Genomic DNA, 12,541 nt, shown 5'->3' on the forward strand with positions numbered 1-12,541 from the left:
TTCGCGTAAAAGAATCATTTCGTGGTCTGGGTGATTCGGCCACCCTATTAGCGTCATTTTCCTAAGGAATCGCGGCCAAAACGCATCACTGCTTTGGTTTGGAGAACCTTATCTGATCCATCAGCGTTGCAAACGCGTTCCGTTCACTGCGGCTGATTCGGGCGCCGTTGGCGCCTGTGTCGTATTCTGCGTTGTCCTCTTGTCCGGTGCGTGTGGCATCGTTGGCTGCGGCTGCGGCCTGTCCCAATCGCCACGTCACTCCCTCGTCGGCGACGCCTTCCAAGTCTTGCATGGCGTCGGCGATCTCTGCGTCCAGTCCCTTGGCCGCGCTGAGTTTTGCGAGTTCTTCGGCCACGGTCATGCGGGCCATATCAACGTCGCCGGGTGTGCGGATGCAAGGTACCAATGCCACATGGCGCGAACCCATCAGGTTATCAAGGGCCTCGGGGCCAAGTGCGTCGAAAATCTTTTCGCGCAACGCGTCCTTTCCTGCGTGCGCATGGCGAAGAATCAGGTCTCGCACCTCGCGGTGATCTTGGTCTTCACAGACCAGCCCTTCCAGCCCGCTTTCGAATTCTTCGGCCACTTCCGGCGTGTTTACCAGCACGGCCAGAATGACGGATTCACGCAGATGCACCGCGATCTGTTCCCCCCCTGCCACAAGGGCCGAGGATTTCGTGGTGGGCATCGGCACCGGCGGAGCCTGCCATCCGCGTGCGCCGCCACGTTGAGGGCTGCGCTGTCCGCCGCCCATGCGCGGGGTCGACGGGCGTTTGTTGCGGAATAGCTCCCAGCGGAGTTCCTTGATCTCTTGCCCATAATGGGCGCGGATTGACGGATCCTTGATCAGCTTGATCTTCTCGCGCAGGCTTTTGTCCAGCGCCGCCTTGCGTTCGGGACTGTCGAAAACCTTGCCCTCAGTCTCGCGTTGCCACAGCAGGCGCACCATGGGCATCGCGTCATCCAACAGCTTTTGCAGCGCCCCCGCCCCGTGCGCCTTGAGCAGATCGTCGGGATCCTGCCCCTCGGGCATTAGCGCGAAACGCAGCGATTTACCGGCCTCAAGCGCAGGGAGCGCAATGTCGATCAGCCGCATGGCAGCGCGCAGACCGGCAGTGTCACCATCAAGCGCGATCACAGGCTCATTCGCGATCCGCCACAGCAAAGCCAACTGGTTTTCCGTGATCGCCGTACCCAACGGTGCCACAGCCGCGCCGAACCCGTGTTCGGACAGCGCGATCACGTCCATGTACCCTTCGGCCACGATCAGGGGCTGGCCCTTGCCCGCCGCCGTCCGTGCAGGCCCGTGGTTGTACAGGCTGCGCCCCTTGTCGAACAATTCCGTTTCGGGCGAGTTCAGGTATTTCGCGTTGTCATTTGGATCCATCGCGCGCCCGCCAAAAGCAGTGCAGCGCCCGCGCGCATCGCGGATCGGGAACATGATGCGCCCGCGGAACGTATCATAGGGTTTGCCGCCCTTCTGGCTCGGCTTGGCCAGTCCGGCGCCAAGGATCAAGTCATCCTCGACCCCCTTGGCCTTGAGAGCATCCCAAAGCCCCTGCCACGCATCCGGCGCAAAACCGATTTCCCAGCGGCCCTGTGCCGCTACATCCAGACCGCGCCGCGACAGATAATCCCGCGCCTGCGTGGCCTGTGCCGTCTTGAGTTGTAGGCGGAAATGCTGAACGGCCAGTTCCATCACCTCGGCCAAACGTGTGCGACGGTCGGTTTTTTCCTGCGCACGCGGATCACGGGCGGGCATCGGCATCCCCGCCTCAGCGGCTAGAATCTCGACCGCCTCCATAAAACTCACGTTTTCTGTTTCGCAGACAAACCCGATCGCGTCGCCTTTGGCGTGGCACCCGAAACAGTAATAGAAGCCCTTTTGGTCATCGACGTGAAAACTGGCCGTTTTTTCGTGATGGAACGGGCATGGCGCCCACATGTCGCCCTTGCCCTGATTGGACTTGCGCGCATCCCACATAACTTTGCGCCCGACAACCTGTGCAAGCGACAGTCGGGAGCGCAATTCGTCCAGAAATCCGTGGGGTAGGCTCATGGCGCTAATATTGGGATGCGCAGGGCCAGAGTCGAGAGCAAACCGCCCGCGTTATTGCTGGAGGCAAAGCTCGTTCCATGCGGCACTCAGGTCTTCCTCGCGGATCACCTTGCGCTTTTGTTCGTAGATCCACGGGGCAACCAGCGGAATGGCGTTGTTGTATTTCTCAGGCCATGCAGGCGATTGGGCAAGGATGTGTTCCTGCACGTCGCGTTCGGCAACGCGGTCCTGACGGGCGGCCTGAACGGCGGCCACGACTTGCGCCTGATAGCCGCAGTCGGTCTTTTTGTCCTGCGCCACGGCGGGTGTCGCGAGGGCAACGGCGGACAGGATCAAGGCAAAACGGGTCATGGCAAGCTCCGGTATATGAACAAGAATCATCCGCGTTGTTTTATCCGCGTGCGGCGACGCTTGCCATGGCCCTTTCCAAATCGTGAACCAACGTGCCCGCCATGGACCGAAAGACAAGCACAAGCAACGCATCCGCTCCGATCCGCGTCATTGATCCGTTCATATGCTGGATCATGGTGCGCGCACTGTGTCCTTCGGGAAAGGCGGTCAATGACACGTCCACCGGCACAATGCGCGCCAGCACTGCCTCGACATCCGCGCCGGACAGTTGCACACAGGCCCACGCATCGCTTTGATCAGTCAGCGCCGCATGTTCGGCCAGAACAGGATCTGGCGCGGGGCCTGCCAGCATCACCACCTCGCGGCCAAACCAGAAAGCGCGCGCGCCTGCCTGCGCAGTAGCGCGCAGGGGCGTGGGCCAATTCATACCTTGCGCGATCTCGAAGGCGGCGCGGGCGGCGTCGCCCTGCCCCTTATACGGCGCGATGGAGGTCAGCGTGCCAAGATCCACCTCGGCCATCGTCACGGTGCCGATCGTGCGCGGCGCAGCCCCGTCCAGCGGGGTTTTCGCAATCAAATCAGCCACGGGCACGCCCCCCTTCGGGATCAAAGACAACAGGATCACACAGTTCCACCTGCGTTTGCAGACCGCGCAGATGATCAACCATGGTCAGCACTTCGCCATGCCGCGACAGCCCGTCGCGCACAAAGGCCAGCGCCAGAAAATGCCTAACAGTCGGTGAAAACGCTGCCGAGGTGATATAGCCCTGATCGTGCGCGCGCACCGGTTCCGCGCCCGAACTGTAAATATGCGCGCCTGCCGTCAGTTGCTTGACCGGCCCCACAGGTTTCAGCCCCACCAACTGCTCGCGGCCCTCGGCCATCAGGCCGGGACGGTGGGCCACGGTCTTGCCGATGAAATCTTTCTTGCGCGACAGCATACGGTCCATGCCGATATCCTGCGCCGTGACACGTCCGTGGATTTCCGCATGGGTGATGAACCCTTTTTCAAGGCGCAAGACGTTCAATGCCTCCATCCCGTAGGCACCGCCGCCCAAGGCTTCGGCCCGTGCGACCAGCACCCGAAACAGCGCATCGCCATAGCGCGACGGCACGGCGATCTCATAGGCATGTTCGCCCGAAAACGAGATGCGGAACAGGCGGGCATCCACCCCCTGCACGGCCACGTGCCCGCAGGCCATGAAGGGCCACGCGGTATCGTCGATCCGCTCATCCAACACACCGTTCAGCAACTCCCGCGCCTGCGGCCCCGCAACGGCGAATTGCGCCCACTGCTCTGTCACCGACATCAGGCGCACGTCCCATTCAGGGTGCAGCGCCTGCGTCACAAACTCCAGATGGCGCATCACTTGTCCAGCGGCGGCGGTGGTCGTGGTCATCACATAGTGGTTCTGCCCCAGCCGCGCCGTGGTGCCGTCATCCATGACATGCCCGTCCTCGCGCAGCATCAGCCCATAGCGCACGCGCCCCACGGCCAGCGTGGAAAACAGGTTGGTGTAGACAAAGTCGAGCAACTGCGCCGCATCCGGCCCCTGAATGTCGATCTTGCCCAGCGTCGACACATCGCAGACCCCGACCGCATTGCGCACATACCCGACCTCGCGGTCGCAGGATTGCCGCCAGTATTTCTCGTTATGTAGCGGGAAGTACGAGGGGCGATACCACAGCCCCGCCGCGATCATCGGCGCGCCCATGCCGACCGAGGCCGTGTGGCTTGTCGTCTTGCGCTCGGGGGCAAATCCGCTGCCCTGCGCGCCCGCACCCAAGGCCGCCAGCGCCACGGGTGTATAAGGTGGGCGAAAGGTCGTCGTGCCGGTTTCGGGAATGCCACGCCCCGTCGCATCGGCCAGCACCGCAAGGGCCGTCACATTTGATGATTTCCCCTGATCGGTCGCCATCCCTTGCGTGGTATAGCGTTTCATATGCTCGACCGAGGTAAAGTTCTCCGCCGCAGCCTGCTTGATATCCTTCACGCTCACATCATTCTGGAAATCCAGCCATGCACGCCCCTTGCCCGCCACAGCCCACAAGGGCGTCAGGTTGTAAGGTGTATCCTCAGCCACTGGCATCTCGACGTCCGCGACTGTCATACCCATCGCCTTAAGACTCACACGCGCCGCACGCGCGCCATCGGCCAAACAGTCCTGCGTGGCGAACAGGCCATTGCAAGCCCCCGCCGCCTCCAACCCCGGAACGGCACCCGCCGTGGGGACAAAGCTCGCGATGCCCGCATTCCATTTAGGCCGCCCGTTCATGTGACAGGTCAGATGCACCGTAGGGTTCCAGCCGCCCGAAACAGCAAGGCAGTCGGTTGCAATCTTTTCTTCTCCGCTGGCGGTGCGCACCGTGATCGCATCCAACCCCGTGCGACCCGTCGAGTTCGACACCACACCGCCCGCGATCACACGATAATCGCCCTGCGCCCTCGCCTCGGCGCGGCTGTCGATCACCGCGGCCACATGCACACCCGCCTCGATCATATCAAGTGCCGTCTGATGTGCCCCGTCATTATTGGCAAAGACCGTGACGGCCTGTCCTGGTGAGACACCCCAGCGGTTGAGATAGGCGCGCACGGCACCTGCCGCCATCACACCCGGACGGTCGTTGTTCTGGAATGCGATATGCCGCTCGATCGCGCCCGCCGACAGCACCGCGCGTTTCGCGACAATGCGCCAGAAGGTTTCCCTGACACCGCCTTCGGGCAGATCACCGCAATGCTGCGCCACCCGTTCCAGCGCGCCATAGGTGCCGCCGTCATAGGCCCCCGTCACCGTGGTGCGCGGCATCAGGCGGACATTGTCCATGGTCGACAATTGCGCCACCACCTGCGCCGCCCACTCCGCGCCTGCGATCCCGTCCACCGACAAGCTCTCGGCATTCAACCGCCCGCCGAGCAAGCTGTCCTCATCCGCCAGAATGACCTGCGCGCCCGACTGCGCAGCCACCAGCGCCGCCATCAATCCCGCAGGTCCCGCCCCGATCACCAGCAGATCACAAAACGCAAATGCCTTCTCGTAAGGTTGCGCATCCATGCGCGTCCCCAACGCCCCCAGACCGGCGGCACGGCGGATCACAGGTTCGTACAGCCGTTCCCAAAATGCACGCGGCCACATGAACGTCTTGTAATAGAACCCAGCCCCCAGAAACGGAGCCGCCAGATCGTTCACTGCCATCAGATCGCACCCGAGGGTGGGCCACCTGTTCTGGCTGCGCACCTCCAGCCCGTCATAAACTTCCTGTACCGTGGCGCGCACATTGGGATCCTGCTCGCCCCCACGATATACCGTGACCAGCGCGTTGGGCTCCTCCGACCCCGCCGTCAAAACCCCGCGCGGGCGATGGTACTTGAAGGACCGCGCCACCATGCGCACATCATTCGCCAATAGGGCAGAGGCGACAGTATCCCCCGCAAATCCGCGATAGGTGGTTCCATCAAACCGGAAAGACACCGGCGCGGACCGGTCGATCAAGCCCTTCCCGCTCACCCTCATTGCGCCGCCTCCGACACCAATGCCGCCGATCTCACCTCATGGGTCAGCGTATTGCGCACCACTTTCAACCACGCGCCACAGCCCGCCTCATGACTCCACAACTCGGCATGATCGCCCGCCGGATTGTCGCGCAAATGCAAATACGCATCCCACGCCGCCGCACCGGCATCCGGTGCCGGACGCTCCAGCATAACCGCCGCCCCCTGATAATAGAACTCGCGTAGATCCCGCGCACCACAGATCGGACATGGCATTCGCATCAACGCCCTCCCCGCAAGGCACAACCGCCCTGCATCATTGTTCCGGAAATATGCAAATCCATCATCTCCACCCTTTAATGCAGATTGTGCTGTGCACCTGTGGCCTCCTCGTCCATTAGCCCGAAACCGGTGCGGAACCGGTCCAACCGATGATGCACGGTGGTAGGGTGCGGCCTGCCAGTGGCCAGCAGATGGGCAAAGCAATGCCCCGACGCAGGCGTCGCCTTGAACCCGCCATAGCACCAGCCCGCATTCACAAACAAACCGTCAATATCGGTGCGATCCATGATGAACGACCCGTCCGGCGTCATATCCATGATCCCGCCCCAACTGCGCAACATCCGCGCCTTGCCGATCTGCGGCATCAGGGTCATCGCCGCCTCGGCCACATGCTCGACCAAAGGCAGGTTCCCGCGCGCGGCATAGCTGGCATACATATCCAGATCCCCGCCAAAGACGAGGCCGCCCTTATCCGACTGGCTGATATAGAAATGCCCCATCCCGTAGGTCACCACATGATCCAGACAGGGCTTCAACCCCTCGGTCACAAAGGCCTGCAACACATGGCTCTCAATCGGCAGGCGCATGCCCGCCATCGCCGCCACCTGACCGGAGCGCCCCGCCGCGACCATTCCGACAACCTTGGCACGGATCGGCCCGCGGGTGGTTTGCACCCCTTTCACCGCACCATTTTCGACATCAATGCCAGTGACTTCGCATTGCTGGATCAGATCCACGCCACGATCACTGGCCGACCGCGCAAAGCCCCACGCAACCGCATCATGGCGCGCCGTCCCGCCACGGCGGTGATAAAGACCGCCAAACACCGGAAACCGCGTCTGTTCAAAATCAATCATCGGCAACAGCTTGCGCACGCCGGCAGGGTCCAGCATCTCGGCATCATCGCCCTGCCCGACCATCATGTTGCCACGGCGCACGAACGCATCCCGCTGCCCGTCCGAATGCACCAGATTGATGATACCCCGCTGCGAATGCATGACGTTGTAGTTAAGATCCTCTTCCAGCCCCTCCCACAGCTTCAGCGAATGGGAATAGAACTCGGAATTTCCCGGCAACATATAGTTGGCGCGCACGATTGTCGTATTGCGCCCCACATTCCCACCACCAAGATACCCTTTTTCGAGGACAGCCACATTGGTCAGACCATGCTCCTTGGCAAGATAATGCGCGGTCGCAAGGCCATGCCCGCCGCCCCCGATCAGTACAATGTCATATTCGGACTTGGGCGCAGGGCTGCGCCAGTGCGGCCCCCAGCCCTTGTTACCCGTCAGCCCCTCGGCAAGAACCTTCAGTCCTGAAAACCGCATCGTGATCTCCCGCGCTCCGACAAGGTCTATACCATCATCATCCCGCCAGATGTATCAAGCCACGCCAGCGATCCCTGCCGTCTTTTCGACATCACGCAGCACGCCAACGACCATCGCGCCACCGTTTAAGGCAGGCAGGCAATCCCGACCCGCAAGGCAAAATGCCTCTCGCAGAGCTCAACGGCCCCTGCTTCTCTGTTCAAAAAAATCCCCCGCGGAGCGAAAAACGCCCCTGCCGGAGCCAGGGGCAAAACATCACGTGGCGCGCCAGCGCCTCAATTCTCGAAGGGCGGCCACAGGCACCTACAGCCCCTTGGCGCGATAACTGTCCGCGACCTTGCTGATCGCAACCAGATAGGCCGCCGTGCGCAGGTCATCCACGTCGCCCCGCTCGTGCCAGACTGACGCCATCGACTGATAGGCGGTGCGCATCGTGTCATCGAGGCCCGAGCGGACAAGCTCCAACTCGCCAGCACCGCGCAGGTATTTCTGTTTGAAGTTCGGGCTCAGCTCCCACCCGATGCCGGTATCGCTGCTAAGGCGTTCCAACTCGTCGATGATCAACTGGTGGCGCGCTTCTTCCTGACGGCGCTGCATCCGGCCAAAGCGGATGTGGCTCAGGTTCTTGACCCACTCAAAATAGGACACGGTCACGCCGCCCGCGTTGGCATACATATCGGGAATGATCACTGTGCCTTTGCCGCGCAACACCTCGTCCGCGCCCGCCGTAACGGGGCCGTTGGCCGCCTCGATGATCAGGGGCGCTTTGATCCGCTCCGCATTGCCAAGGTTGATCACCCCCTCAAGGGCGGCCGGAATCAGGATGTCACATTCGGTTTCCAGTACCGTCGCGCCATCTTCGATATGCGTGGCGCTCGGGTAATCGGCGACGCCACCATGGCGCATAATCCAGTTGCGGATCGCCTCGACGTCCAGCCCTTTGGCATCGACCAGCGCGCCGTCATGTTCGATGATCCCCACGATTTTGCAACCGTCTTCCTCGCTGAGGAACTTGGCGGCGTGATAGCCCACATTGCCAAGCCCTTGCACGACGACCGATTTGCCATCAAGGGTGCCGGACATACCTGCTTTGCGCAGGCCCTCGCTGTCGCGGAAGAATTCCTGAAGCGCATATTGCACACCACGGCCCGTCGCCTCCGTACGGCCCTGTATGCCACCTGCATTGGTTGGCTTACCCGTTACACAGGCGGTCCCGTTGATGTCGGTGGTGTTCATCCGCTTGTACTGGTCCGCGATCCACGCCATCTCGCGCTCGCCGGTGCCCATATCGGGGGCGGGAACGTTTTGCGCGGGGTTGATCATGTCACGTTTGATCAACTCGTATGCAAAACGGCGCGTGATCAGTTCCAGCTCGTGTTCGTCATATTGGCGCGGGTCGATGCACAGACCGCCCTTCGATCCGCCAAAGGGTGCTTCGACCAGCGCGCATTTATAGGTCATCAGGGCCGCAAGCGCTTCGACCTCGTTCTGGTTCACCCCAAGGGAATAGCGGATGCCGCCCTTGACCGGTTCCATATGTTCGGAATGCACGGACCTGTAACCGGTGAATGTCTGGATCTGTCCGCGCAGCCGCACGCCAAAGCGCACCGTGTAGGTCGCATTGCAGACACGTATCTTTTCTTCCAGCCCCGGTGTCAGGTCCATCAGCGCAACCGCGCGGTTAAACATAATGTCCACGCTTTCGCGAAAGCTCGGCTCGTTCGGGGTATTCATGCGGGGGCTCCTTGTTGTGCGATATGTCCAAAGATCGCTTCACACTGCGGCCAGACTACGATGGTTCCGATTCAAACCGCCAACAGTTTGTAGCGCATTTTGTTGATTCCCCCGATTCAACCCATGCGATTGTTGGGTCAACCAAATGAAAACAGTACGTGTAATATGGCCGGAATGGCCGCGTTTGCGCCTCAAAAGCCCTTAGAAACGCGGTTTTGCGCCCGATTTAGGACATATTCGCCCTGCATAAACACGGTCGGAGAAAAAGGCACTCATGCCCCAACCCCGCCCAGAGACAAGGTGTATCATGAAGACGCACAAAGCCGCAGAACCGCCCCGTCAGGCCACGTACAAAAACCACGTGTCCCGCTTCGTACAGGATGAATCCGGTACGATGACGATCTTCGCCCTTATGATCCTTATGATGATGCTTCTTGTCGGTGGGATCGGGGTTGACCTCATGCGCAACGAGATGGAGCGCACCAAGCTTCAAGGCACGCTCGACCGCGCCATTCTCGCCGCAGCCGACCTTGACCAGACGCTGGACCCCAAGGCCGTCGTGAACGACTATTTCGACAAGGCGGGGATGGCCAATTTCCTTACCTCGGTCGAAGTCGACAACGGGCTGAACTACCGCACGGTCACGGCCAAGGCGCGCACCACATCACCGACGCAGTTCATGCGTATGATGGGCGTCGGCGAATTGACTGCCCCCGCCGTCGGACAGGCTGAAGAGCGGATTTCCAACGTTGAAATCTCGATGGTTCTCGATATCTCGGGTTCGATGGGGCGCAACAACAAGATGGCCAACCTGCAAAACGCGGCCAAAACCTTTGTTGACACCGTTATCCGCGAAGAGACCGAAGACCTGATTTCGCTGTCGCTGATCCCCTATACCGCGCAAGTGAACGCCGGTGAGAAAATCTTTGACGAGCTGAAGACCAACCACCTGCACGATTTCTCGTATTGCATCGACTTCGACCAGTCCGACTTCAACGTGACCGCGCTGGATTACGACAAGACCTACGAACACATGCAGCACTTCGAGGCGGGTTACTACTATGACAACCCGATCGGCAATCCTGGCTGCCCACAGCAAAGCTATGAAGAGATCCTGCCGTTCAGCCAGAACGCCAGTGCCCTCAAGACACGCATCGGCCAGTACCGTGCCCGTGCCAACACGGCGATCCATCTGGGCATGAAATGGGGCGTTGCCCTGCTTGACCCCAGCTTCCGCCCGATCACGCAGGAACTGGCAGCCGACAGCCGCGTGGACAGTGAATTCGCCGCCCGCCCTGCCGCGTATGACGACGTGGAAACCCTCAAGACCATCATCCTGATGACCGACGGGGAAAACGTGGACACGGTGCGCATCCAGCCATGGTACTACGCCCAGCCAAGCCACTATGTGCACTGGTCGCGCTACCCCCTGTACTGGTACCTCCAGAACTATGTGCGGGGCAGCTGGAACGACTGGCGCTACACCAAATACACATCCGGACAGGCCGACACGATGCTGGGCCGGATCTGTGACGCCGCCAAGGAACAAGGCATCGTTGTCTGGTCCGTCGGGTTCGAAGTCACCAACTACGCCGCCGGTGTGATGGAAGACTGCGCATCCTCGCCAAGCCACTTCTTCCGAGTGGAAGGTGTCGAGATCGGCGAAGCCTTCGAAGCCATTGCCAAACAAATCAACCAGTTGAGGCTGACACAATGATACGCAACTTCACAAGCTTCCTGCGCCGTTTCCGTGCCGACGACCACGGGTCCATGACAATCGAATTCGCCCTCGCGGTTCCACTGGTCTTTACCCTCTTCCTGACCTCGGTCGAGATGGGCATCTATTCCCTTCGCCAGAGCTTTCTGGACCGTGGACTGGATATGGCCGTGCGTAATGTCCGCCTGAACACCGGTGCGAATTACTCGCACAGCGATATCAAGCAGATGGTCTGCACCTATGCCGGCTTCCTTGATGACTGCGACACGTCCCTCAAGCTTGAGATGACGCCCGTATCGCCCCGCACCTTTACCGGTTTCGCCGGAACCGCGGATTGCACCGACCGGTCGCAGCCTGTGACCCCGTCCCGCGTCTTTGTACACGGCTCGGAACATGAGCTGATGCTGCTGCGTGCCTGTTACAAGTTCGACCCGATTTTCCCGTCCACCGGACTCGGATACGGATTCACCAAAGATGGCTCCGGAATGGCCAGAATGATATCCCTCTCCGCATTCGTACAGGAGCCAGGAGCATGAAACGTCTGTACCACTATCTCAACGGTTTTTGCCGGAAAGAGGACGGCACCATCGCTGTCGAAACAGTCCTCATCCTGCCGGTACTTTTCTGGGGCTATGTCTCGTTGTTCGCGATCTTTGATGCGTACCGCCAGCACGCCGTCACCCAAAAGGCCGCCTATACGCTGTCTGACGTCGTGTCGCGCGAAACAACGCCCATCGACACAAGCTATCTGTCCGGTTCCCGCGAGATGCTGGCATATCTGACGGCAAAGACAACGTCGGACGTTGCCATCCGCATCACCAGCGTGAAATACGATGGCGTCAACAAGGTCTACAAACGCGACTGGTCCAAGGCCAAAGGCTGGATGCCCGCGCTGACCAACGCCATGGTGGCTGAACTGGCCGATGACCTGCCCACGATGCCGCACAACGAACGCGTGACCGTGGTCGAGACATTCGTGAAGTACTCCGCGCCGTTCAACACGGGTCTGTCGGACCGCACGATCCACAACTTTGTCTTCACACGGCCCCGCTATGCGCCGCGTGTGCTGTGGCAGGACTGATCAGGAACCGTCGGGACGGTCGGCCAGCATGGCGGCGATTATCTCGGCCATATACTTGGCCTGATGGGCTGGGGTCATACCACCAACCCCCACCTTACGGCCCAAAGACCACCAAAGCCCCGGGCGCCACGCGCGGGGCTTTTTGGTGTTTAGGTGCAGCAGAAAACCGTTCGACGGTTTAAACGCGAACATCCCGCGATCGAGGCTGACCACCTCATCCATACGGGCAAGTACGGCACCCGTACTGTCGCGCAATTCCTGCGCTGTCAGCTCCAACCCCACAGAGGTCGAGCGGCGCATCATCTCGGCAATCCAGATCGACCCGCCGCCAAGCGCAAACAGAAACAACTGCCAGCCAAAGGCCGGGGGCTTGGCGATGGCGACATAGATGACCATCAAGGACAGGATATACAGTGATCCAATCCCCAGAATGCGGCGTCCTGCCGAGGCTTTGATGGTCGCAAGGACAGTGTCGGGCGTGGTGTTTTCAATGCTCATA

The 12,541-nt window shown here is 60.7% G+C and carries 11 protein-coding genes; 3 read left to right on the plus strand and 8 right to left on the minus strand.

The genetic code is table 11. From position 1 onward, the window contains the following. Positions 1-85: 85 nt before the first annotated feature. From dnaG to AC6GQJ_RS07385, 7 genes are all read right to left on the minus strand, one after another. Positions 86-2,059 (minus strand): DNA primase, encoded by a 1,974-nt coding sequence (gene dnaG / locus AC6GQJ_RS07355; RefSeq protein ID WP_500773269.1) that lies wholly within the window; start codon positions 2,057-2,059, stop codon positions 86-88. A gap of 51 nt (positions 2,060-2,110) precedes the next feature. Further along, a complete protein-coding gene (locus AC6GQJ_RS07360; protein ID WP_500773271.1) occupies positions 2,111-2,410 on the minus strand; it encodes a hypothetical protein in 300 nt (99 codons plus the stop codon). 40 nt (positions 2,411-2,450) lie between these two features. Then, positions 2,451-2,996 (minus strand): sarcosine oxidase subunit gamma, encoded by a 546-nt coding sequence (locus AC6GQJ_RS07365; RefSeq protein WP_500773273.1) that lies wholly within the window; start codon positions 2,994-2,996, stop codon positions 2,451-2,453. Continuing rightward, positions 2,989-5,922: a sarcosine oxidase subunit alpha family protein gene (locus tag AC6GQJ_RS07370; RefSeq protein WP_500773275.1), complete on the minus strand. Its 2,934-nt coding sequence runs from the start codon at positions 5,920-5,922 to the stop codon at positions 2,989-2,991. Before AC6GQJ_RS07370 ends, AC6GQJ_RS07365 begins: the two co-directional genes overlap by 8 nt. Continuing rightward, on the minus strand, positions 5,919-6,182 hold the full coding sequence (locus AC6GQJ_RS07375; RefSeq protein WP_500773277.1) for a sarcosine oxidase subunit delta: 264 nt from the start codon (positions 6,180-6,182) through the stop codon (positions 5,919-5,921). Before AC6GQJ_RS07375 ends, AC6GQJ_RS07370 begins: the two co-directional genes overlap by 4 nt. A gap of 74 nt (positions 6,183-6,256) precedes the next feature. Then, on the minus strand, positions 6,257-7,510 hold the full coding sequence (locus AC6GQJ_RS07380) for a sarcosine oxidase subunit beta family protein (RefSeq protein WP_500773279.1): 1,254 nt from the start codon (positions 7,508-7,510) through the stop codon (positions 6,257-6,259). 303 nt (positions 7,511-7,813) lie between these two features. Continuing rightward, a complete protein-coding gene (locus AC6GQJ_RS07385) occupies positions 7,814-9,244 on the minus strand; it encodes a Glu/Leu/Phe/Val family dehydrogenase (RefSeq protein ID WP_500773281.1) in 1,431 nt (476 codons plus the stop codon). Positions 9,245-9,551: 307 nt separating this feature from the next. Here AC6GQJ_RS07385 and AC6GQJ_RS07390 point away from each other — a divergent pair, with 307 nt between their 5' ends. Genes AC6GQJ_RS07390 through AC6GQJ_RS07400 form a run of 3 tightly spaced genes read left to right on the plus strand, consistent with a single transcriptional unit; the run spans position 9,552 to position 12,042 of the window. After that, positions 9,552-10,961 (plus strand): TadE/TadG family type IV pilus assembly protein, encoded by a 1,410-nt coding sequence (locus AC6GQJ_RS07390; protein WP_500773283.1) that lies wholly within the window; start codon positions 9,552-9,554, stop codon positions 10,959-10,961. After that, positions 10,958-11,497 carry a TadE/TadG family type IV pilus assembly protein gene (locus AC6GQJ_RS07395; protein ID WP_500773285.1) on the plus strand — a complete coding sequence of 180 codons (540 nt, stop codon included), beginning with the start codon at positions 10,958-10,960 and terminating at the stop codon, positions 11,495-11,497. The genes AC6GQJ_RS07390 and AC6GQJ_RS07395 overlap by 4 nt, the downstream gene beginning before the upstream one ends. After that, a complete protein-coding gene (locus AC6GQJ_RS07400; protein WP_500773287.1) occupies positions 11,494-12,042 on the plus strand; it encodes a TadE/TadG family type IV pilus assembly protein in 549 nt (182 codons plus the stop codon). The genes AC6GQJ_RS07395 and AC6GQJ_RS07400 overlap by 4 nt, the downstream gene beginning before the upstream one ends. On the opposite strand, the gene AC6GQJ_RS07405 is transcribed toward AC6GQJ_RS07400, so the two are convergent. Then, positions 12,043-12,540, minus strand: coding sequence for a hypothetical protein (locus AC6GQJ_RS07405; RefSeq protein ID WP_500773290.1), 498 nt, complete (start codon positions 12,538-12,540; stop codon positions 12,043-12,045). Position 12,541: the final 1 nt, after the last annotated feature.

Source organism: Tateyamaria sp. 7Alg 36 (genome assembly GCF_059882455.1).